The organism is Aurantiacibacter sp. MUD61, from assembly GCF_027912455.1.
GTDB lineage: Bacteria > Pseudomonadota > Alphaproteobacteria > Sphingomonadales > Sphingomonadaceae > Alteraurantiacibacter.
In genome coordinates, this window is the sequence record NZ_CP115446.1 from 1,432,674 (window position 1) to 1,454,598 (window position 21,925).

General features: G+C 60.4%; 15 protein-coding genes. 4 read left to right on the forward strand and 11 right to left on the reverse strand.

Annotated features, from left to right (window positions below):
* From O2N64_RS06945 to O2N64_RS06960, 4 genes are all read right to left on the reverse strand, one after another.
* Window positions 1-333 carry a hypothetical protein gene (locus O2N64_RS06945; protein WP_271079549.1) on the reverse strand — a complete coding sequence of 111 codons (333 nt, stop codon included), beginning with the start codon at window positions 331-333 and terminating at the stop codon, window positions 1-3.
* Window positions 334-400: 67 nt separating this feature from the next.
* Window positions 401-1,879, reverse strand: coding sequence for a sulfatase (locus O2N64_RS06950; protein ID WP_271079550.1), 1,479 nt, complete (start codon window positions 1,877-1,879; stop codon window positions 401-403).
* A 24-nt stretch (window positions 1,880-1,903) separates the two neighbouring features.
* On the reverse strand, window positions 1,904-3,178 hold the full coding sequence (gluP, locus tag O2N64_RS06955; protein ID WP_271079551.1) for a glucose/galactose MFS transporter: 1,275 nt from the start codon (window positions 3,176-3,178) through the stop codon (window positions 1,904-1,906).
* A 16-nt stretch (window positions 3,179-3,194) separates the two neighbouring features.
* Window positions 3,195-4,616 carry a sulfatase-like hydrolase/transferase gene (locus tag O2N64_RS06960; protein ID WP_271079552.1) on the reverse strand — a complete coding sequence of 474 codons (1,422 nt, stop codon included), beginning with the start codon at window positions 4,614-4,616 and terminating at the stop codon, window positions 3,195-3,197.
* 188 nt (window positions 4,617-4,804) lie between these two features.
* Between O2N64_RS06960 and O2N64_RS06965 the strand changes: the two genes are divergently transcribed.
* From O2N64_RS06965 to O2N64_RS06975, 3 genes are all read left to right on the forward strand, one after another.
* A complete protein-coding gene (locus O2N64_RS06965) occupies window positions 4,805-7,687 on the forward strand; it encodes a TonB-dependent receptor (protein WP_271079553.1) in 2,883 nt (960 codons plus the stop codon).
* Between the two features lie 88 nt (window positions 7,688-7,775).
* Window positions 7,776-9,371: a sulfatase family protein gene (locus tag O2N64_RS06970; protein ID WP_271079554.1), complete on the forward strand. Its 1,596-nt coding sequence runs from the start codon at window positions 7,776-7,778 to the stop codon at window positions 9,369-9,371.
* Window positions 9,372-9,392: 21 nt separating this feature from the next.
* Window positions 9,393-11,060 carry a sulfatase family protein gene (locus tag O2N64_RS06975; RefSeq protein ID WP_271079555.1) on the forward strand — a complete coding sequence of 556 codons (1,668 nt, stop codon included), beginning with the start codon at window positions 9,393-9,395 and terminating at the stop codon, window positions 11,058-11,060.
* Here the strand turns inward: O2N64_RS06975 and O2N64_RS06980 are convergent.
* Genes O2N64_RS06980 through O2N64_RS06990 form a run of 3 tightly spaced genes read right to left on the reverse strand, consistent with a single transcriptional unit; the run spans window position 11,029 to window position 15,945 of the window.
* On the reverse strand, window positions 11,029-12,252 hold the full coding sequence (locus O2N64_RS06980) for an MFS transporter (RefSeq protein ID WP_271079556.1): 1,224 nt from the start codon (window positions 12,250-12,252) through the stop codon (window positions 11,029-11,031). The genes O2N64_RS06975 and O2N64_RS06980 overlap by 32 nt on opposite strands.
* Window positions 12,249-13,325 carry a LacI family DNA-binding transcriptional regulator gene (locus O2N64_RS06985; RefSeq protein WP_271079557.1) on the reverse strand — a complete coding sequence of 359 codons (1,077 nt, stop codon included), beginning with the start codon at window positions 13,323-13,325 and terminating at the stop codon, window positions 12,249-12,251. Before O2N64_RS06985 ends, O2N64_RS06980 begins: the two co-directional genes overlap by 4 nt.
* 16 nt (window positions 13,326-13,341) lie before the next feature.
* Window positions 13,342-15,945 carry a glycoside hydrolase family 3 protein gene (locus tag O2N64_RS06990; protein ID WP_271079558.1) on the reverse strand — a complete coding sequence of 868 codons (2,604 nt, stop codon included), beginning with the start codon at window positions 15,943-15,945 and terminating at the stop codon, window positions 13,342-13,344.
* Between the two features lie 135 nt (window positions 15,946-16,080).
* On the opposite strand from O2N64_RS06990, the gene O2N64_RS06995 reads away from it, so the two are divergent.
* Complete coding sequence (locus O2N64_RS06995; protein ID WP_271079559.1) at window positions 16,081-17,568, forward strand: sulfatase; 1,488 nt, start codon at window positions 16,081-16,083, stop codon at window positions 17,566-17,568.
* Between the two features lie 108 nt (window positions 17,569-17,676).
* Here the strand turns inward: O2N64_RS06995 and O2N64_RS07000 are convergent, their stop codons facing one another.
* The 4 genes from O2N64_RS07000 to O2N64_RS07015 all read right to left on the reverse strand — a co-directional run bounded on the left by O2N64_RS07000 (window position 17,677) and on the right by O2N64_RS07015 (window position 21,844).
* Window positions 17,677-18,966: a spinster family MFS transporter gene (locus O2N64_RS07000; RefSeq protein ID WP_442866746.1), complete on the reverse strand. Its 1,290-nt coding sequence runs from the start codon at window positions 18,964-18,966 to the stop codon at window positions 17,677-17,679.
* Between the two features lie 121 nt (window positions 18,967-19,087).
* Window positions 19,088-19,951: a crotonase/enoyl-CoA hydratase family protein gene (locus tag O2N64_RS07005; RefSeq protein ID WP_271079560.1), complete on the reverse strand. Its 864-nt coding sequence runs from the start codon at window positions 19,949-19,951 to the stop codon at window positions 19,088-19,090.
* Window positions 19,944-20,876, reverse strand: a complete 933-nt coding sequence (locus tag O2N64_RS07010; RefSeq protein ID WP_271079561.1) for a hypothetical protein — start codon at window positions 20,874-20,876, stop codon at window positions 19,944-19,946. Before O2N64_RS07010 ends, O2N64_RS07005 begins: the two co-directional genes overlap by 8 nt.
* Window positions 20,873-21,844: an NAD(P)H-dependent flavin oxidoreductase gene (locus tag O2N64_RS07015; RefSeq protein WP_271079562.1), complete on the reverse strand. Its 972-nt coding sequence runs from the start codon at window positions 21,842-21,844 to the stop codon at window positions 20,873-20,875. The genes O2N64_RS07010 and O2N64_RS07015 overlap by 4 nt, the downstream gene beginning before the upstream one ends.
* Window positions 21,845-21,925: the final 81 nt, after the last annotated feature.

The following is a 21,925-nucleotide window of genomic DNA, read 5'->3' on the forward strand; positions in this document are numbered from 1 at the left end:
TTAGCTATTGCGTTCGCGCTGCGCTGTCACGTGGGCGACCATTTCTTCCATGGTAACGCTGCCATCGGAGTTGCCATCCATACGGCCGAATGCGCGCGCCGTGTTCTGCTCACTGGCCCATTGTTCGGGATGGCCGTTTTCAGCGACCCATGCGGTGCGGTATGTCTGAAATTCATCCAGCGTGACAACGCCATCCTCATTCTCATCCATGTTCTGCATGCGCCATTCAGCTGCATCTTCGGCAGAACGCTGCTGCGCTTGGGCGGTAGCGGGCAGACCGCTGGCCATTGCGATAGCAAGTCCTGTTAGCATCGCTTTGTCTATTGTCTTCATTGTGCCTCTCCTTGTGTAAGTTGGCATTTCTCGTCCCTGAAGCAGGGCGGCGCGGATTGCGCCGTGGTCAATTCCCGAACGAAACTCCGGGAACAGGCTCCCGACCGCGGCGGTCAAGAGACGGGGCGACTGCATCAATTTCGTTGAGATAATTCTCCAACTGCCCGCGCATGTCGGCGGCGCGTTGCGGATAGCGGCCTGACAAATCATTATTCTCGCCCGGATCTTCCGACAGGTCGAAAAGCTCGCTCGGCACTGCCGGATCGAAGCTCAGAACATATTTCCAATCGCCATCGCGAATGGCGGCAGATGCGCGGTCGCCAGTGCTCTGGACACGCGGGCGTGGGTTGTACCAATAGATCGGGCTGGAGACCTGCTCCCCGCCGGCAATCGCGGCAATCGGATTGCCATCTCTATGCCAGTCTGGGCGAAGCGGAAGCCCTGCGAGGGAAAGGAAAGTCGGAAACAGGTCGGTATTGTTGACGATTGTCGGGCTGGTGACACCGCCATCGAGATGGCCCGGCCATGCGGCGAGGAAGGGGACGCGCACGCCGCCTTCGTAAATGTGCCCCTTGCCCGCACGAAGCGGCCAGTTGGATGTCGGCAGGCGGCGTCCGCGACCAAGGCCGCGATTGCTCAGCCCGCCATGATCGGATGTGAAGATGATGATCGTGTCCTCGGCAACGCCGAGCCGATCGAGCGCGGCACGCAAATCGCCCACGCTCTGATCCACACTTGTGACCATCGCTGCGTAAACGGGATCGTTCTGGATAAGCTGTGTCTCACCATCCCGCTCGATGAGTTGAGGGCGGTCCGGCTCTTCCATCCTATCGAGCTTGCTTTCGTAATATTCGACAAGCTCGGCCGGTGCCTCGATCGGGGTGTGGACGGCATAATGTGAGAGGACCGCGAAGAACGGGCGATCGCTTCCGCTTGCTACGTGGCTTTCGAGAAATGCGACTGTTTCGTCAGTCAGCCTGTCGGTCAGATACTCACCTTCCTCGCCCTGCTTCAGGCCCGGTCCGATCGAACGCCGGTTTTCAGCGCCATACGGGAAGAAATGCGTTGCAACAGCTCCTGCTGAGCCGCCGCCGATGTTGATATCAAAACCCTGTGCGTCGGGCATTTCATCTGCTTCGCGGCCCAAGTGCCACTTGCCTGCGAAGAACGTTGTGTAATCGGCCTCCTGCATGGCTTCGGCGACTGTCACCACTTCGGTGCCGAGAGATTCCCCGCCGCGCCCGCCGGGCACCTGCGCGCGGGCAGGATTGCGGCCGGTGAAGAAAGCGTGGCGTGAAGGTACGCAGCGCGGGAAAGCGGCGTAGGCATTGGTAAAATCGATGCCCTCTGCAGCCAATTGGTCGATTTCCGGCGTCTCGTGGAAAACCGAGCCTGAATACCCGAGATCGCGTGCACCCAGATCATCGACTAGAATGACGAGAATGTTAGGCGCGCGCGCCGGGGCCTCTGCCTGGGCAAGAGTCTGCGGCGCGGCGCAAGCAGTGATTGCAGAGGCAATCGCGACGAGAGGGAGTGAGAGGCGCATGCAAAGATTCCTATCGAAAGCCATCTAGTGTCCGACCTGAACCGGCTCTGTGGCGATCGCCCTGCGATTGTCTGCAGATGCCAGCAGCGCAATGGCGCATAGGGCAATGTAGCAGGTGGCAGGGATGGCGAAGGCGATCGCGTAACCGTAGCTGTCGGCCATCGCTCCGGTAAGGACGGGAATAATCGCTCCGCCGATAATGGCAGTGCATAGGAAGCCTGATGTGGCTGCCGCCGACGCGGTGGAACGCTCGAGTGTCAGAGTGAAGATGACCGGGAACATGATCGAATTGAACAAGCCGATCGACAGTGCAGCATAGCCGGATGGTGCGCCGCCCACGACGACACAGAACAGGCACAGGGCAGCCGCCGAAGCTGTTGCGAGTGCGAGCAGATGTGCCGCGGCGAAACGCGTGAGCAAAGCCGAACCAGCGAAACGGCCAATCATGGCGCCCAGCCAATACAGGCTGACGTAGTAGCCAGCCTGCTGCAGTGAGAGGCCCCATACGCCATCATCTTCGAGGAACAGCGCCATCTGCGTGCCGATGGCGACTTCGGCACCAACGTAGAGGAAAATGGCACAGCCGCCGATCAGCGCCCAGCGCGATCCGGCCACCTCTTTGAGCGTTTCGGAAAAGCTCGCGGCCTTTGCGGGGGCGGGGGCTCCATCGCTGATGCGGCGGCGTGACCACCAGATGAAGGCGAGAAGTCCTGCGAGCATTGCGGCAATGATCAGGAAGCTCAGATCGATAGAACCGAGCGCAGCATCGCGCATGGCGGGATCGAGCGTTTCGCCTTCTGGAATTTCGACATTCTCCAGCAGTAGCTTCGCGCCCAACAGCGGGCCCACGACTGTGCCCAGCGAGTTGAACGCCTGGCTAAAGGTCAGGCGAAAATGGCTGCGTTCCCGAGTACCGAGAGAAGCGGCGAGTGGATTTGCCGCAACCTGCAACACGGTAATCCCGCTGGCCATCACGAACAGACCCAGCAGCACGCCTGTGTAAGTGTCCAGATTGCTGGCGGTCAGGATTGCAAAGCACGCCGCGATCATGAGGCCGATGGCCAGGATGATTGCCTTTACCGGTTTGAGCCGCGCGACCAGCATCGCTGCCGGGATCGAGACGAGACCATAGGCGATAAAGAAAGCAAAGGCCGTCAGCTGCGCCTCGACATTCGACAGCGAGAAAATGCCTTTTACCGCCGCGACCAGCGGGTCGATCAGCGAGGTGATAAATCCCCATGCGAAAAACAGCGTGGTGACGCTGGCAAAGGCACCGGAAGTTGATTTGGTTTGTGTCATCTCGCCCATCTGCTGATCAATTGCCGCGACGACGGCGATGCTCTTCGCGTTCGGAAATTGGAGTGGGAAGGGAGGCCCGCCATTCGGTGTAGCGTTCGCTCATATTGCGGAACCTGTTGGGTTGATCAGCCTGGATATCGCGCGTTTCGCCCGGATCATCAGCGAGGTTGTAGAAACTCGCCGCACCATCCTCACCGATGTACAATTTGAAATCGCCATGCCGCATCGCTGCGCTTTCGCGGCAGTTCGCCCGATTGCCACAGACGCGGCGCTGCCAGTACATGTCACGCGCTGTGATCGTTTCCGCCTGTCCAGTCAGCAGCGGAAGGAGGCTGGTCCCGTCGAAAAGTTCTCCTGTCGGCTCTTCGAAATCGAGAATGTCTTCGAATGTCCGGTAAAGATCGAGCGTGGTCACAGGTGTCGAATTGACTTGCCTGGCAGGAATCCGCGCAGGCCAGCTGGCAATGAAAGGAACGCGGATGCCGCCTTCGCGCAGAGTGCCTTTGTGCCCGCTGAGGGGCCCCGTGACACCCAGCACGGGGATATCCTCCCAATCGTCCGGATAGCCGCGAAAGCCGGGGGTGGCGGGACCATTGTCGCTGATGAACAGGATAAGCGTGTTCTCCGCATCGCCGTTGCGCTCAAGCGCGTCCATCACGTGCCCTACGCCTTCATCGACTGCCAGGATCATGGCGGCGTAAACACGCTGCGGTTCTGTCGGGAGATGGGCGACCGCCTCCTGATGCCGGGCAGCAGCTTCGATCGGACTGTGCGGCGCATTATATGCGAGGTAGAGAAAATACGGATCGTCGCCGCTGTGCCCGTCGATGAATCCGACTGCGCCGCGCGTGAGCCAGTCAGTCAGATATTCGCCGTCCTCATCCGGGTCGACCCAATGGCCCGAGGCATGGCCTCCAGCGCCGTAGCCAAACCCGACACCTTCATAGGCGCCGTCTTCACGCGGGTGGTAGACGCCGCCCCAGGTCATCGGTCCTATCGCGACATCGGATACGGACGACACATCGTTCGCAAGGTTCCACTTGCCGACGACTGCCGTGTCATAGCCATGCATGCGCAAGAACTGCGGCAGCAGCGGCTGGCTCTCCGGCATCGGCTCGCGCGTCGTGTCAGGGTTCCACCACACACCGAGGCGAGCGGGATTGGTGCCGGTGAGCAGGCCGACGCGGCTCGGCCCGCAGACCGCGGAAGCGGCATAGCCATTGGTGAAGCGCATGCCCGACGCTGCAAGAGCATCGAGATTGGGCGTTTCCACCCAGCTGTCGAGCCCGTTGGCGCTCATGTCGCCATAAGCCATATCATCGACAAAGATGAGGACTATGTTGGGCGCAGGAGCCGCTTCGACACCCGATTGCGCGACTGCCAAAGCCGGGCAGAAAGCAACTACGAGCAGCGCCAAGCGCTTCAAAATTCTCATCATTTTTCTCCCGTCGGCGTCCTGCTACGCGCTCTTTGCGGCGCGATTCGTAAAAATCATAATGATAATGTTGTCATTGTCTGTCAATATTGTCATAAAGTAACGGGAGGGCCGATTGATTCGGCCTTTGAATTGAGACCGGCTGATTCTTCGATAATGGGGTTACAGCGGCGAAAGAGGGAGGAAAGACCATGAAGGCCAAGTCATTTCGCGTGCAGGCGATGGCGTATCTGCTCACCGGGTGCAGCCTCGCATTTCTAGCTCAGCCAGCGATGGCGCAGGATGCGGATTGCGATCCGGAGGCCGAGGATTGCGAGGTCGATGACACGATCGTCGTCACCGGTATCCGCGCCGCTATTCAGAGCGCGACCAATGCAAAGCGCGAAAGCGATCAGATCACCGATGTGATCGATGCCGAAGATATCGGCGATCTTCCCGATACCAATGTGGCCGAGGCGTTGCAGCGCGTCACCGGTGTGCAGATCAATCGTGACCTTGGCGAAGGCTCGGAAATCGCGGTGCGCGGCTTCTCGCAGAATCGCGTCGAGATCAATGGGCAGACGCAAGTCGGTGCTGGCGCAGGTGGCGATGTGACCTATCAGGCCATTACGTCCGACGCTTTCCGCAGCATCGAAGTCATCAAGACGCCCGCTGCCGACGAAGTGGAAGGGGCGCTTGGTGCGATCATTCGCTTCAATACGCGCCGTCCGCTGGACAGCCGCCGCAATCTGCTGAGTGCTTCAGTCGACGCGCAGTTCGCTGAACGTGCCGATGCGTGGACGAACAATGCCAATCTGCTTGGCAGCTATCAATTTGAATCGAGCGGCGGCACGCGCTTCGGTATCCTTGGCAATCTGACCTATCGCGGGCGTCGCCTGCGACAGGACTTCCTCGATATCCGTGGCTGGGATGCGGTCGACGGCTTCGGGCGCGACCTCGATGGTGACGGAGTTGCTGGAGAGCTGGTCGAGCGCGACGAGGATGGCTTCATCCTGGACTTGCAGGATGGCGCCTACGTGCCGTTGCAGACTCGCCTCCAGGTGCGCGAACAGGATCGCGAGCTCTATACCGCCACTTTCTCTTTCCAGGCTGAGACCGAAGGCGGCTTTGAGCTGTTTGCAGATGCGCGTTTCACCCGGAATGAGGCTGGCGATACTCAGTTCCAATACACATCCTCATTCAACAGCGCATTGCAGGGACCGCCCGATGCGCTGCGCATCCGCCCGGTTTACCAGCAGCCGGAAAATGCGTTGATTTCCGATAATCAGACCGTCCTGAACGCTATTCTTGGTCAGGTCCGCCCGAACGGCAATCCGCAGCGCGGCGTGAACCTCAATATCTCCGGCAATTCCGCGCCGAATGAACAGGAAGTGCTAACGCTGGCGCTCGGGGCGTCGTGGGAAGTCGGTGACCGATTGGATATGAGCGTGGAATTCAACCACGGCACCGGCAATCAGGTGAACGACCAGTTTTTCAGCTCCAGCGGTGTGGCATTCAGCGAATGGCCGTTCTATTTCTATGATTTCTCCACCGGCACCGATCTACCGACAATTGTCCCCCTGGTGCGCGGCGGCAATGGCGATGCCACGACCGAATTCACCGATGACCGCCGGGTCGATTTGCTCGACCTGAATACTTACCGATTCAATAACATCGTGGCGCAGCGCCAGATGGAAGAGAATTACGAGACCGCCGCGCGGATCGACTTCGACTATGATTTCCGTTTTGGCCCGATCTATTCGCTCGAATTTGGCGGCCGTATTACCGAGGAGGTTGGTCGCCGCTCTCGCCTTCGTGGACGCGATACCAACAATACAGATGCTGATGGTAATCTTGGCGGACTGTCATTCGATGAACTCGAAGCGCGGTTCCCTGGAATCATAGTCCAGCAACCCTATGGTGATCTTTTCGACGGCGCGACAGGCGATTTCCCGCGCGAATGGTTCTCGCTCGACAGCGCTTTCATTCGCGATAACTACGATGAAATCCTTGCTGATGGCGGCATCGTCCGTACCCTCGATCGCAATTGGGGCTTCGACGTTTCACGTAATACGATCGCTGCCTATCTTCTCGCCAATTACGAATTTGCCCTCGGCGGTGTAAACGCATTCGGCAATTTCGGCGTGCGCTATGTCGCGACCGATCGCGTCGCGACGGGCGGCGTCGATGCAGGAAATGACACTTTCATTCCGCTGACCGTTGAACAGGATTATGACAACTGGCTCCCGAGTGCGAACCTCGTCATGGATCTCGGCGATGGCTTCTACGCCCGTTTCGGCGCCGCACGTTCCATGGCCCGTCCACGGCTGATCGATGTCGCGCCGCTGGTAAACATTCAATTCTTCGCTGGGGCAGGGAGGGGCGGCAACCCGCTGCTGGAACCGGAAGAAGTGACGCAGTTCGATGTCAGCTTTGAAAAATACTATGGCGAAGGCAATCTTGTTTCCGTCGCGCTGTTCTACAAAGACTTCTCGCAGCGGATCGAGGAAGGCATTTTCAACGGATGCTTCCCGCTCCCTTCCGATCAGTCGGAAGACAGCCCGGGCGACGATGGTTGCCTTGTCGGCGAAGACTTGATCCGCGTGAATTCGCCGGTGAATGCCGGTGCTACTGAAGTGCGCGGCGTGGAAATTGCCTGGCAGCAAAGCCTCGACTTCCTGCCGTCACCGCTCGACGGTTTCGGCTTCATCGCCAACTACACCTATGTCGATGCGGATGAGGATACCGTCAGTCTCAGTGGCCTGACCCTGCCAACGCAGGACCTCTCGGAGCACAGCTACAACCTTATTGGCTATTTCGAGAAATGGGGCTTTGAAGCGCGTGCTGCGTACAACTGGCGCAGCGAATTCTACGATGAGCGCTCCACCACCAATCAGGCGAGCTTTGCCGAGCCCTATGGTCAGCTGGATGCCTCGATAGGTTATCAGATCACGCCCTCGCTTTCGATCCGGGCTGAAGCCATCAATATCTTGAACGAGCCGGAAATCCGCTATCAGGAAATCGCCGAGCGTCCGCTTGGCTACAGGGTGAATGATCGCCGTTTCCTGATTGGCATCAGCTGGCGGATGCGTTGAGGCACTGAGCCCCGACGGTCGCAAACGGGGGTGACATCGCACAGCGAGCACCCCCGAAATGCCAAGAATTGAAGTGCGGAGAATGATGATGAAATCGATAAAACTGCTTGTGATGATGGCGCTGATTGTGACCGGTTGCGTTGCTCCGGGCATGCAGCCAGCAGCCATTGCGCAGGATCAGGCCGCTGAACGGCCCAACATCATTTTCATCCTCAATGACGATCAGCGTTTCGATGCGATGGGCTTTATCGATGAAACTCTCGATACGCCGAATATGGATAGGATCGCGCGCGAAGGGGTGCATTTCCCCAATGCCTTTGTAACGACAGCGCTTTGCTCCCCCAGCCGGGCCTCGATCCTCACCGGGCAGTACATGCACAATCACGGGATCGCCGATAACAACATCCAGTTCCGCGAAGGTACGCGCTTCTTCTCGCAGGATTTGCAGGAAGCAGGCTATGAAACTGCTTTCATCGGGAAATGGCACATGGGCGGCCATGGCGATGACCCGCAGCCCGGCTTCGATCACTGGATCAGCTTTCGCGGCCAGGGCAATTACCTGCCGGAAAACGGCAACGGCGTGCGCCACATGCTCAACATCAATGGCGAGCGCGTGGAGCAGCAGGGATACATCACCGACGAGCTCAACCAGTTCGCGCTCGACTGGCTGGCGGAGCAGGATGGGGAAGAACCCTTCTTCCTCTACCTTTCGCACAAGGCCGTGCATGCGGATTTCATCCCGGCGGAACGGCATGAAAACCAATACTCACGTGAAGATATTACTGTGCCTGCCAGCATGGCCAACACGCCGGAAAACAATGAAGGCAAGCCGATGTGGGTGATCAACCAGCGCAATGGCTGGCACGGGGTGGATTTCCCTTATCACTCGACGCTCGACATCGTCGATTACCGCCTGCGCTATAATCAGACGCTGTCTGCTGTCGACGATGGCATTGGTGCGATCATTGCTCAGCTCGAAGAACAGGGTCTCATGGAAAACACCATCATCGTGATGATGGGAGACAATGGCTTCATGTTCGGTGAGCATGGCCTGATCGACAAGCGCAATGCCTATGAGGAATCCATGCGCGTCCCCTTCATTGCTTTTGGTGCGGGAATGCCCGCCGGACGCACCGATGAGACCTTGATCGCCAATATCGACATCGCCTCGACCTTCCTCGACCTCGCTGGCACCCAGCCGAGTGCGCCGGTGGACGGTATGAGCTTTGCCAACCAGTTGATGGGGCTGCCCTATGATGGCGAATGGCGCGAGGGGCTGAATTACGAGTATTTCTGGGAGTACAATTACCCCCATACACCCACGACGCTCGCCATCCGTGGGGACCGCTACAAATACATTCAGTATCACGGCGTATGGGACACAGAAGAACTGTACGACCTCCAGGAAGACCCGAACGAGATGAACAACCTCATCGCTTCGCCTGAGCATCAAGAGGTACTGGAAGAGCTGCGCCGTGCACTGTTTGCCAATCTCGGCAGTGAAGACGGCCGCGCCTATGTCACGTTCACGCGCCGCAATGGGGAAGGTGCAGTGCTGCGCAATCGCAATGGATCGGAGGCTGCCGAATTCCCCGATCGCTGGCTGCGCGATGGTACGGAAACCGACCTCCGCGACAATTTGCGGACCGAAGGTGGCAATATCAACGATCCCAATCACGAATAGGTACGCGCTGTGCTTCGCTGGATGATCCTTTTTGCGCTGGTTGCACTTCAATCCTGCGCACCCGCCCCGGTTTCACACCTTACTCCCAATGCCGGGGCGGGACCAATTCAGCCGAACATCATCCTTATCACGGCAGAGGATCTCAGCCCGCGCTTTGGCTTCATGGGTGACGATGTTGCGGTGACACCCAATGTCGATGCGCTCGCGCAGGAAAGTGTGGTGTTCACCCGTGCTTTCACAACCGCGGGCGTCTGCGCACCGGCCCGCTCTGCGCTGATAACGGGGGCGTACCAGACGAGCATCGGCACGCAGCACATGCGCACCAGCATGTACGACAGAGTGGAAGGCGGCATTGCCTATGAAGCTGTGCCACCTGCCGAGGTGAAAGCCTTCCCGGAATTGCTGCGCGCGGCGGGCTATTACACCGTCAACGACCAGAAAACCGATTACCAGTTCGGCAATCCCTTCACCGTCTGGGACCAAAGCCGCGATCGCGCCGACTGGAACGCGCGCGCAACCGGCCAACCCTTCTTCGCGATGATCAATCATGAAGTGACGCATGAAGGGCGCACCTGGCCGCCAGATACCGACCCCGATATCCATCCCAACGTAGCCAATCGTGCGCGCCTCAACGCGCAGATCGACGCGCAAAAGGATTTCCCGCTCACCGATCCGGCAACGGTCCGCATTCCGGACTACTGGCCCGATACGCCGGTCGTGCGCCAGAACCTCGCACGATTCTATGACAATATCCGGCTTATGGATGAACAGGTCGGCGCGCTGCTCGATCAACTCGAGGCCGAGGGGCGATTTCAGGACAGCATCATCATCTTCACCACCGATCACGGAGACGGCTTGCCGCGGCACAAGCGCACGATCTTCGACAGTGGCACCCGCGTGCCGCTGATCGTGCGTTTCCCCGATGGCTATGGCGCTGGCACGCGTCGTCACGACCTGGTCAACTTCGTCGATCTGGCGCCGACGATTCTTTCGCTGGCGGGAGTCTCTGTGCCCGAATGGATGGATGGCCGGAATATCTTTGCCGATCCCTCACCCGATGCGATTTTCATGGCGGGTGATCGGTTCGACGAAGTGCCCCAGCGGTTTCGCGGTATTCGTGAAGAGCGGTTCCATTACATTCGCTATTTCGGTGATGCACCGGTTATTCCCTCGCTTGAATATCAGAACATCAATCCGATCATGCGCGAGATGCGGCGGCTCCATGCAGCGGGCGGACTGACACCGCTGCAGGCCTCCTACCTCGATGCTCCGGCACCGCGAGCATATTTGTTCGATACGCTGACCGATCCTGACGAGGTGAACAATCTGGCAGGTAATCCGCGCTACGCTGAAGTCGAAGCACGGCTGGCGGCTGAGCTGGGCCAGTGGATCGAGGTCAGCGGCGATATGGGCCGGATCCCCGAACGCCAGATGGTAGAAGCGATGTGGCCCGGCGGCGAGCAACCTGAAACGGCTGCGGTCACCGCGTGCCGTAATTCGGATGGTCGCATTGAATTGTCATCGCCCACGCCCGGCGCATCGATTGGCTGGGGCGGGGAAAGCGGTGAGAGCATGCTCTATTCATCGCCATTGACTGTTCAGGATACATTCGTCAGCCGCGCGATCCGTTATGGTTATGCACCAAGCGAACCGGTGATTATCCGGCCTGAGACGCTGGCAGATTGCTGACCTGCTCCTTGCCGAAACGCCAGGCGAATAGCGCAATGACCAGAAAGCAGGCGAAAGGCACGACCAGCGCCATTTCTATCGACACCCGGTCGGCGACCCCGCCATAAACAAGCGGCACGATTCCGCCCCCGACAATGCCGGTGCACAGCCAGCCAGCAGCTCGGGCGCGTGATGCAGGCTCCAGGTCAGCGCTGGCGATCGCGAAGATCGTCGGGAACTGAAGGCCGGCAAACAGCCCGCTCGCCAGAATGGCTACCGCAGCAATTGTGCCCCCAGCAAATGCGGCGACAATGCACAATATCGCACAGGCGACACCGGAAAATCCAAGCACGACGCGCCTGTCCAACCGGTCCAGCAAAGGCACTGACGCAAATCGCCCGACCAGCATACCGAGCCAGAAAACGGAAGTGAGCAATGCGCTGGAGGTGCGGGTGGCCGCGATCATGCCGTCCGCTTCCAGCAGATTGACGAGCGTCGTCGAGATCGACACTTCCGCGCCGACATAGAGAAACAGCGCCGCTACACCTGCGATAAGTCGATTGCGCTCAAACGGGGCAAGCCGGCTGACTGACGCAGGAGGAGAGTCTACGGGGACATGCTGCGGGCCGTGAGCCAGCAGCGACCGTGCGAGGAATGCCAGCAAGATCAACGCAAGGCATATTGCGCCGAATAGCCAACGGACCGGGGTCAGCGGCTCGGCAGCTGTGCCTAGAAAGGCTGCCGCAGCCAGCAATGGGGCGGCGACAGTGCCCAGAGAATTGAAGCCCTGGGCGAAGGTCAGATTGCCTTGTGTGGTCTTCAAACCCCCTTCAATGGCGGCGAGCGGATTGGCCGCGACTTGCAGGAAAGTGATGCCGGTCGCCATTACGAAAACAGCAGGCAAGAGTGCCGCAAAGGTCTGCAAAAGGGTGGCAACGGCCAGCCAAAGCGAGCCCACTGCCATGAGCGTTATTCCCAGCACGACTGCAGAGCGTAGGCCAATCCTCGCCACGACCGAGCCGCTGATGCGCGCGAAGAGCAGATAGGTGATGAAGAAGGCCGACTGGATCAGCAGCGCGTCGCGATAGCCAAGGTCGAATGTCTCGCGAAAATGCGGGACCGTCATGCGGACCAGCACGGCGACTATGCCCCAGGCGAAGAACAGTGAGAATAGCGTGACCCGCCCTGCCAAGGTCAGCCGCGTCGTGCTCATTCGGCAGGTTTGGCCGGGCCCGTCGATTGCCGGATGATCAGTTCGAAGGGAAGCTCGACGCTTTCGATCTCGCCGCCTTCCCCGCTTCGCTGATGCTCGATTATGGCATTGGCAGCCGCGGCCGCCATTTCGCGGACAGGTTGCGCGATCGTCGTCAGCGGGGGCCACATGGCCCGCGCGGTTTGGCTGTCATCGAAGCCGGCGATGGAGAGGTCTTCCGGCACTCTGAGCCCGCGGCTGTGGGCGGCTATCATCACACCGGCGGCCATGTCATCGTTCGATGCGAAAATGGCGGTTGGCGGCTTCTCGAGATCGAGCAGTGCATTTCCGCATTCGACACCGCTGCGCAGCTGGAAGTCGCCCTGGCAGCTCAGCTCCTGATCGAAGGGCAGGCCCGCTTCGGAAAGCGCATCGTTATATCCCGAGAGCCTCCTTCGCGTGGTGGCGGTTCCCTTTCGACCGCGAATAAAGCCAATCCTTGTGTGGCCATGATCGATCAAGTGATTGGTGATCGCCTTGGCCGCCCCGTAATCATCCATCGAAACGCTGAAGCCCAACGATGGCTTTTCGCTTGGAGCGATCCGGGCGAAAGGGCGGTTTATTTCCGAAAGCGCTTCCAGAACGCCGGGGTCGTCGCACAGCGGCGGCGGGACGATAACGCCTTCCAGATTACCCTGGATAATCAGCTCGGCCAGCGCTGGACCCGGCTGCTTCTCGCTCCGGTCCAGCGGCTCAAAAATCAGGTGATAGCCATTCGACCGCGCCGCTTCCTGCGCGCCGAGCAACAACTCGAACGTGTAGCTGGGGTTAGGGTTGTCGAATACCAAGCCGAGCAGGAAGCTGCGCGCGCTGACGGTTGAACGCGCAGAAATTGTCGGGCGATAGTTGAGCTCTGCGACAGCTTCCTCGACCACTTTGCGCGTGCCTTCGCTGACGTTGGGTTCCTTGCGCACGACCCGGCTGACCGTCTTGATGGAAACGCCCGCATGCTTGGCGACGTCCGTAATGGTCGATCGCTTCATCATGCCGGTAAGCGTTCCGTTTGAGCCGCCCGCTGGGTCGTTTCCTGCCATCGCGTCAGTCCATCCCCTATTGTGGACAGCTTACCGTGCGACCGCGCGAAGGGGCGATCCGCATGCTGGCGAGCTGAATGGCAAAGGCTCCAGAAGTCTCCAAGGCAAGCGGCATGTCCACCGATGCGAAATCGGCCGAGCCACCGGCAAAGCAGCGCAGAGGTATGCTTACTTCTTCCCATTGTCCGATGGAGAGTTGCCCCAGAACTTCAGTCAAGTCCACGCTGGCAGAGTTATTTGCACGGCCAAGGGACGCAGAAACCGTGGATTGGGGAGCTTCGAGCATCGCGAGTGAGATCACGATGGCCTCATCGCGTTCAAGATTGCGGGAGAAATCGACCGTATCGTAACCCAGCACGAAGACGCGGCCGGTGCCATCGCCGGTCCATCGAGCGATCTTGGTGTCTTCCTGACGATTGCGATCGGCGCTGTTAAACGACACTGCTCCGCCGTCACTGGTGACGAAGCGATCGCCTTCTGTCTTGAGACGCGAATTGGCGGCATCGCCGAGATAAATGCGCCATGGTGCAACTGCACGGCCATCGAGGAAGAAGGACGAGTTGGCGGCAGCGGCGAGCTGCATCTCGCTGAGGCCCGGGTCCTCGGCCAGCGTGCCGACATCTGCGCGCGCGCCGATCGAGAGCCCGTAGCCATGGGCGAACAACGGATCGTAGTCCGCATCACCGACGTTTAGCGCCGTCTGGCTGGCAAGCTGCGGCCAGGAGAAGGACAGACGACCGGTGAAGTCGTAGCGAGCAGCGCCATCGGCATCTCCAACCACGACGTCTGCTACGCCGTGGCCACCTTGCGTACCGGGAAGCCAGGCGGCGATGAAGGCGTCGGACGCATTGAGGTGCTGGTTCACCCAAAGCGGGCGACCACTGATGAATACCGCAAGCGTGGGGATGCCCTGTGCCTGCAGGCTGCGCAGCAGGGCAAGATCGGCATCGCCCTCTTCGGTCTGATAGAGCACGCTTTCGCGGTCGCCCTGGTATTCGGCGTAAGGTGTCTCGCCGAAGACAACGACTGCGTAATCGGGACGCTCCGTGTAGCTGCCGTCTGCGCTCAGTGTGGCTTCGCCGCCATGCGGCGCCAGGGCTGCGGACAGGCCGTCAAACACGCTGGCAGAGCCGGGAAAATCGTCATTCGTCAGGCCGGTGCCCTGCCAGTTCATGGACCATCCGCCAACGAGCATGGGCACGCTGTCCGCTCCAGCCCCGGTCACGAGCACGTTGGAGCTGGCGGAGAAGGGCAGGATCTCCTCGTCATCTTTCAGCAGCACCATGGATTGGCGCGCCGCGCGGCGAGCGACTTCGAGATGTTCTGGCGTACCGATATTCTCCGCACCAGCGAAGGGGCGCTCCGACGGGCGCGGCGCGTCGAACAATCCGGCGCGTTCCTTAACGCGCAGGATACGGCGCACTGCATCATCGAGGCGTGCCATCGGGATGGTGCCATCGTGAACCTGCGCGACCAGGCTGTCGTAGAGCTCGCGCCAATCGGCGGGGATCATGTACATGTCGACACCCGCGAGCAGCGCCTCCGGGCAATCGCCATTGGTGCATCCGGGGATGAGCGCGTGGCCGTTGAAATCGCCCACCACAAACCCGTCGAAACCGGCGTGCTCTTTCAGCATTTCGGTCAGCAGCGGGCCGTGGCCGTGCATGCGCACACCGTTCCATTTGGAATAGGATGCCATGATCGTCTGCGCGCCAGCTTCCAGCGTGGGGACATAGGGCTCCCAGTGGATCTCGCGCAGCTCATCTTCGCTCACCACGGCATCGCCCTGATCGCGGCCGTTTTCCGTGCCGCCATCTGCAACCATGTGCTTGGCCGTGGCGATGATCGAGCCTGCCGGGAAGAAATCGCCTTGCGGATCGCCTTGCAGGCCTAGCGTGTAGGACGCGCCAAGTTCGCCGGCGATAACCGGCTCTTCGGAATAGCCTTCATAGGAACGGCCCCAGCGATCATCGCGCGGGATGGAAAGCGCGGGGGCAAAGGTCCAGTCGGTGCCGATGGCTGCGGTTTCGACAGCGGTCACCCGTCCAATCTCAACCATCAAATCGGGGTCGTTGGCAGCGCCTAGGCCGATATTGTGCGGAAAGATCGTGCCGCCGAAGAAGGAGTTGTTGCCGTGCACCGAATCGATGCCCCAAATGATCGGAACGCCTACGCCGCCGTCGGATGTGTCGGTTGAGGCTTCCCAATATGCGTCAGCAAGATCGAGCCAGGCCGATGCTGGCGCATAGGGATCGCGGTTGGGCCGCCCGTTACCGCCATTGAGCACCGATCCGATATTGTATTCGCGCACTTCTTCAGGCGTGATGTTGGTGATTTCGGGCTGGAGGATCTGGCCGACCTTCTCCTCCACCGTCATGCGCGCGAGGATCGCATCGATGCGCGCTTCGGTCGCTTCGTTCATATCGGCAGGCACAGCCGATCCGACCACGGGCCAGTCGCTCAGGCCCAGCTCGACTTCGGTTGCCGGGAGGAGGTCACCCTGTATCGCAGACTGATATGATCCGGCCTGCTGGACGCCTGCCTCAACTCCCGGCTGACCCGCGCATCCGGCCAGCGCAATCGTCAGCGCACCAAGCGCGACAGTCGAAAATTTGTCCAAGCGAAGCATCCACATTCTCCCTCGCGGGTACTTCGGCTGAGCCCCGCTGATACAATTATTGGTCAGTTGACAATGTTGTCTATTGGGTGGACAAGGGGTCCGTCAAGTTAAAACATATGGGATAGGACAAGAGTAATGAGAACGCAGCTAGCACGTGTCGTTGCTGGTGTGGCGGGCGCGCTAGCGCTTGCTGCCTGCACTGCCACAGGCCCCGCCGAGACCGCGCGGTCGGCGAACCCGCATTATCCGCAACAGGCGCTGGGCGAAATGCCCAACGTGCTGTTCATCGCGATCGATGATCTTCGCCCGGACATCGGCGTTTATGGCAATCCGGTGGTCAATACGCCCAATATCGATGCCTTTGCCGAAAGCGCGCTTCTGTTCGAGAACGCCTTTGTATCGCAGGCTGTATGCGGCCCGTCGCGCGCCGCGCTGATGACAGGCCTTCGCCCCGATACGACAGGTATTACGACGCTCCAGCAGCCGGTGTCAGAAACCGTCCCTGATGCGGTTACGATGTCTCAGACCTTCCTCAATGCAGGCTATGAAAGCATTGGGATCGGCAAGATTTATCATCACAGGGATGATGACATGGAAGGGTGGACCGATCGCCCTGATGACGCGATCTATGAATGGCGGCAGTCGCGCCGCCGGGCTGGTATTCCCAATCTGTCCAATGAACGTTTCTCCGATATCGAGGAGATGCCGGACACGATGAATGTTCGCGACGCGCAGGAGCGCTTGCAGCGCCTAGGCGGCACGGACGATCCTTTCTTCATGATGGTTGGCATCCACCACCCGCACTTGCCTTTCAATTCAACCGACGAAGAATGGGAAGCGCTGGAAGGCGCCAATGTGCCCGCGCCGATCAATCCGGATGGCCAGGCAGGCGCACCGCCTTGGGCGCTCGTTTCCTATGAAATCTGGAATTACGATGACACGCCTGAAGGCCTGCCCATGCCCGATGCCCAGCGCGACGAGCTGCGCCGCGCCTATCTTGCCTCGGTCAGCTATGCAGACCGGCTTGTCGGTGAACTGCTGGCGGAACTGGAAGCAAGCGGCCGCGCTGACGATACGATCGTCGTGATCTGGAGCGATCATGGCTTCAAGATCGGCGATCATGCGAATTACGCGAAGCATTCCACCGCCGATATCGATATCCGCATTCCGCTTCTGATCCGGGTGCCCGGCATGGCAACAGCTGGTGAGCGCAGCGATGCGCTGGTGGAGTCGGTCGATCTCTACCCAACGCTGGCCGAGCTTGCGGGCCTTTCGACGCCGAACAATCTGGAGGGTCTTTCCTTCGTTCCGCTCCTCGCCGATCCGGCGCTGGACTGGAAAGAGGCGGCTTTTGCGCAATACGGTCGCTACATCCGGGATTCGCGTAGCGGCAATGGCCGCGGCACTGGCTACACTGTGCGTACGCAGCGCTATCGCTACACCGCATGGGTCATGGATGACAGCGGCGAGCTTGTGGCGCAGGAGCTGTACGATCTGGACAGTGATCCGGATGAAAGCACGAATGTGGCTGGCGAGAGCGCCTATGCCAATGACCTCGCCCATCTTGAGCGTCTGCGCACCAGCGGTTGGCAATCGGTCAGGGCAGGGGTCGCATTGCCCTGATCTCGATCATTGAAAAGATTGCGGGCCTCCATCCGGCGTTTGCCCCAGATGGAGGCCCGATTGATTCTGGCGAGTGTTGGTGTGCAACCCGCGTAATGCTGACAGCTCCTATTTCTCTTCCACCCAGTCGTTTTTGATCGTGCGCGTTGCCAGCAGCATCAGCAGGCCTGCTAGAAGGTATAGCGGCAGCACGGTGAGGATCGATGCGCGCAGCGAGCCATCGCCATAGATCGGGGCATAGGCATCGGAAATTGCGCCCAGCGCATAGATGCCGCCGCCAAGGCCGATCAGATTGTTAATCAGCAGGAACAGCGCCGATGCGGTGGCGCGCGCCTTGGGTTCGACAAGATGCTGGATGGCGGTGAGCACCGGGCCCAGCCAGACATAGGCGAGGCCTTGCGGGATGAGGAACAGCAGGAAGGCCAACACCAGATTGTCTGTCAGCACGCCGGCGATATAGATCGGGCAGCCGACGAAGAAGGCGATGGCCGGCAGGCGTGGATACCACGCCTTGTTGCCGCCAAGCCGGTCTGCCAGCGCACCGCCTGCCAGCATTCCCGAAACGCCGCCAATCAGCAGCACGCCGCCGATAAAGAGCGAGGTGTCCCACAGGCTGATTTCGAACGTGCGCAGGATGTAGCTCGGTTTCCAGAAGCCGATGCCATAGCCGAGCATCGAGCTGAAAGCCGCGCCAAAGGCCATGAACCAGAAGGATGGCTTGCGCGCGAGGATCTTGAAGACGGAGAGGACAGACCGGCCCCCCTTCGCAGCGGTGTCGGCCTCATCTTCGCGTGGAACGTCTTTCACCACCCATTTGAAGAGCGGGGCGATCAAAATGCCGAGGCCGCCCATCACGAAGAAAGCCACACGCCAGTCCACCGTTGAGGCGATCCAGCCGCCGCCCAGCACGCCGATGGCGCTGCCGATGGGAATGCCGAGCGAATAGACCGCCAGCGCGGTAGCCCGGCGGCGCGGGGGAAAGTAATCGCCGATGATCGCATAGCTCGGCGCAACACCGCCGGCTTCGCCCACACCCACGCCCACGCGGGCGAGGAAGATCTGCCAGAAATTCTGCGCCATGCCGCACAGGGCGGTAAAAGCGCTCCAGAACACCAGCGCAATAGTGATGACCCAGCTGCGACTGGTGCGATCCGCGACGGAGGATAGCGGCACCGCAAGCGTCGAATACAGCACTGCAAAGGCAAGCCCGCCGAGCAGGCCCATCTGCGTATCGGACAATCCCAGATCGGCCTGGATCGGGGCCGCCAGAATGGACAGCATCATCCGGTCGAGGAAATTGAAGATGTAGACCAGCAGCAGCATGGCCAGCACGAAATTAGCCTTGGCCGGCAAAACCTTCTTCGGTGCTTCGGTGGTGGGTGTGGTCGCCTCGGTCATGCGGGCAATTCCTCGTTACGGTAAAGTGTAGGGGCCGGATCGGCTGACCCGGCCCCTGTCCAGCCATGTTCGCTCATCTCGAGAGATGGAGTGAGGCGAGCGGTTGGTGGCTGAATGTGGTTCATGCGAAGGGCGGCTCTTTTGCCCAATCCATATCCGGCAGGTCGCCGGGTACGGTGTTGGGGAAATCGGCATCGCGCCGTTCCTTGAAGGCGGCGATGCCCTCGCGCACATCCTCGGCTCGCCCGCGCGATGCAAAGACGGCGCTGTCGATACGGTGCATGTCCATCGGATGCGCGAGGGTCTGCCCCTGCCACAGCATCCGCCGAGCGAGGGCGACCGAGACGGGCGCGGACGATGCGGTCATCTCCAGCGCCTTTTCCTTGGCTGCATCCAGCAGCGCATCGGGTGCGTGGACCGATTGGACGAGGCCCGCGGCGAGCGCTTCCTGCGCATCGAACACGCGGCCCGAGAATGTCCAGTCGAGCGCTTTCGCCATGCCCACGATACGCGGCAGGAACCAGCCCGAACACGCTTCCGGCGTGACCCCGCGGCGGGAGAATACGAAGCCATAGCGCGAATCCTCTGCCGCCATGCGCCAATCCATCGGCAGTTGCATCGTCGCGCCGATGCCGACTGCTGCGCCATTGGAGGCGGCGAGCACGGGCTTGAGGCTGCGGAAAATGCGCAGGGTAACGATGCCGCCGCCATCCCGGTCCGGCCCGCCGATGTCCTCGCGCCCCTCTCGCTTGTCGTAATCGAACGTGTCGCCGCCGCTGCCAAGGTCTGCCCCGGCGCAGAAGGCGCGGCCCGATCCGGTGAGGATCACAGCGCGCACGCCGTCATCCGCATCGGTCAGGTCGAACAGCGCCAGCAAGTCGCGGATCATCGCCGGATTGAACGTGTTCATCTGGTCCGGCCGGTTGAAAGTCGCGACGGCCAGCCCGTTGTCGATTGCGAGATCCAGTGTCTGGAAATCAGCCATTGAAGTGGTCTCCATAAAGTGCGCGGGCATCTGCCTCGTAATCGGCATAGCTCGCTTTTAGCGATGCCAGGTTGAGTAGCATTGTGGCGGCGGGCGCCGCGTCCTCGCCGCGAAAGATACGGTATTCGACCCACAGGCTTTCGGTCTTGCGGCTGCCGGTGCGGGCGATGACTTCGCGTTCGACTTCGTAAGTTTCGCCCACCAGCAGCGGGCCATCGTGCAGGCGAATTTCCTGATCGGCGAACAGGCCCACGCTGGGGCGGCGTACCGGGAAAGCTTCGACATCGGCTTTGGAATTGCCGAGTACGGAAATCATTTCGAACGGCAATTCGACATTGAAGCGGGTGTTGGGTTCGGTGATGACGGCCAGCTTGTCCGCCAGCGTGAAGGGGTAAAGTGCGCCCATGTGGGTGCCCAAATCCATGGTGACGGGCGTGCGCGAGGTTGTCGCGCCCACGGGCACGTCGGCCACGAGCACCGGCTGCGTGAGCCGATCGAGTGTTTCGAGCCTTGCGCGCAGTGCGCTTTGCGGCGCGTCTTCACCTACCGACATGGAGCCTGTCAGCACTTCGGTGCCGTCTTCTTTTTCCATACGGATCGCGGCGTAATCCGGTTGCCCTGCATCGAGCGTTGCGATGGCGCGCACCGCTTCGCCTTCGAATACCGGCGCACGGTAATGGGCGGAAATGCATCCGGCCCGCCGCCATTCGTTTCCCCAGAAAGCTTCGGCCAGCGGCTCGAACTGGGAGAAGTGCGTCGGCCCTTCGATAGTGCCGCCGGAAAAGCCGAGCTCCTGCGCGGTGCTGTCATCATGGATCGAGGTACTGCCCGATACCGCCTGCTTGGCGAGCATCTGGCGCGGGCGGCGCCATGGCCCTGTCAGCTTGTCACCTTCGCGGGCAATCTCGGTGGCAAACCCTGTCATGCGAGCAATGCGGGCAATCGTTTGTCGGATATTTCGTGCGCCTCTTTCATGATGCGCGAAATCAGCTCGGCGCAGGTCGGCACATCGTGGATCAGGCCTTGCGCCATGCCGGCCCAGTAAAGGCCATTGTCGAGATCGCCTTCCTCCATCACGTTCTTGCCGCGCGCCCCGGCGACAAGATGCGCGACATCCTGGAATGCTGCCTCGGGCTTGGAAAGGATATCGACCACCTCGTCCGAAACGCTGTTCTTGCCGACGCGGGCGGTGTTGTGGAGATTGCGGAAGATCAGATTAGTGTCCCGCTCGCTGCTGGCGACGATCTTGTCCTTCACATTGTGATGGATCTGGCATTCCTGCGTGGCGAGGAAGCGAGTGCCCATATTGACCCCCTCCGCACCCAGCGCGAGAGCCGCGACAAGCCCGCGCCCATCGGCAATGCCGCCACTGGCGATGATCGGGATATCGAGCGCATCGGCAGCCGCGGGAATGAGGATCAGCCCGCCAATATCGTCTTCTCCCGGATGTCCGGCGCATTCGAAACCGTCGATCGAGATGACATCCACACCCATGCGTTGGGCTGACAGCGCGTGGCGCACAGCGGTGCATTTGTGGATGACCTTCACGCCATTGGCCTTGAAGTCGTCGACATGCTCCTGCGGCTTGTGGCCTGCGGTCTCGACGATGGTAATGCCCGCCTCGATGATCGCCTGCCGGTATTCGGCATAGGGCGGCGGCTTCATCGTCGGCAGGATGGTGAGGTTGACGCCGAAGGGCTTGTCGGTCCGCTCCCGCGTGGCGGCGATTTCCTTGGTCAGGTCCTCGGGCGTAGGTTGGGTGAGGGCAGTCAGCACGGCCAATCCGCCCGCTTCCGCCACAGCAGCAACGAGCGGGGCGCGGCCGACCCACTGCATGCCGCCCATCATGATCGGATATTCGACCCCGAACATCTCGGTAAACCGGTTGCGCATGCTCTCTCCCTCACGCGAATCAATGGTTGCATCATTCCCCAGACCGCGCCGTGTGGCAACGGTGAAATGCGTTTTCTGAAA

Coding starts and splice junctions, on each gene's coding strand:
- O2N64_RS06945 (WP_271079549.1), bottom strand. CDS start 333: ATGAAGACAATAGACAAAGCGATGCTAACAGGACTTGCTATCGCAATG.
- O2N64_RS06950 (WP_271079550.1), bottom strand. CDS start 1,879: ATGCGCCTCTCACTCCCTCTCGTCGCGATTGCCTCTGCAATCACTGCT.
- gluP (WP_271079551.1), bottom strand. CDS start 3,178: ATGACACAAACCAAATCAACTTCCGGTGCCTTTGCCAGCGTCACCACG.
- O2N64_RS06960 (WP_271079552.1), bottom strand. CDS start 4,616: ATGATGAGAATTTTGAAGCGCTTGGCGCTGCTCGTAGTTGCTTTCTGC.
- O2N64_RS06965 (WP_271079553.1), top strand. CDS start 4,805: ATGAAGGCCAAGTCATTTCGCGTGCAGGCGATGGCGTATCTGCTCACC.
- O2N64_RS06970 (WP_271079554.1), top strand. CDS start 7,776: ATGAAATCGATAAAACTGCTTGTGATGATGGCGCTGATTGTGACCGGT.
- O2N64_RS06975 (WP_271079555.1), top strand. CDS start 9,393: ATGATCCTTTTTGCGCTGGTTGCACTTCAATCCTGCGCACCCGCCCCG.
- O2N64_RS06980 (WP_271079556.1), bottom strand. CDS start 12,252: ATGAGCACGACGCGGCTGACCTTGGCAGGGCGGGTCACGCTATTCTCA.
- O2N64_RS06985 (WP_271079557.1), bottom strand. CDS start 13,325: ATGGCAGGAAACGACCCAGCGGGCGGCTCAAACGGAACGCTTACCGGC.
- O2N64_RS06995 (WP_271079559.1), top strand. CDS start 16,081: ATGAGAACGCAGCTAGCACGTGTCGTTGCTGGTGTGGCGGGCGCGCTA.
- O2N64_RS07000 (WP_442866746.1), bottom strand. CDS start 18,966: ATGACCGAGGCGACCACACCCACCACCGAAGCACCGAAGAAGGTTTTG.
- O2N64_RS07005 (WP_271079560.1), bottom strand. CDS start 19,951: ATGGCTGATTTCCAGACACTGGATCTCGCAATCGACAACGGGCTGGCC.
- O2N64_RS07010 (WP_271079561.1), bottom strand. CDS start 20,876: ATGACAGGGTTTGCCACCGAGATTGCCCGCGAAGGTGACAAGCTGACA.
- O2N64_RS07015 (WP_271079562.1), bottom strand. CDS start 21,844: ATGCGCAACCGGTTTACCGAGATGTTCGGGGTCGAATATCCGATCATG.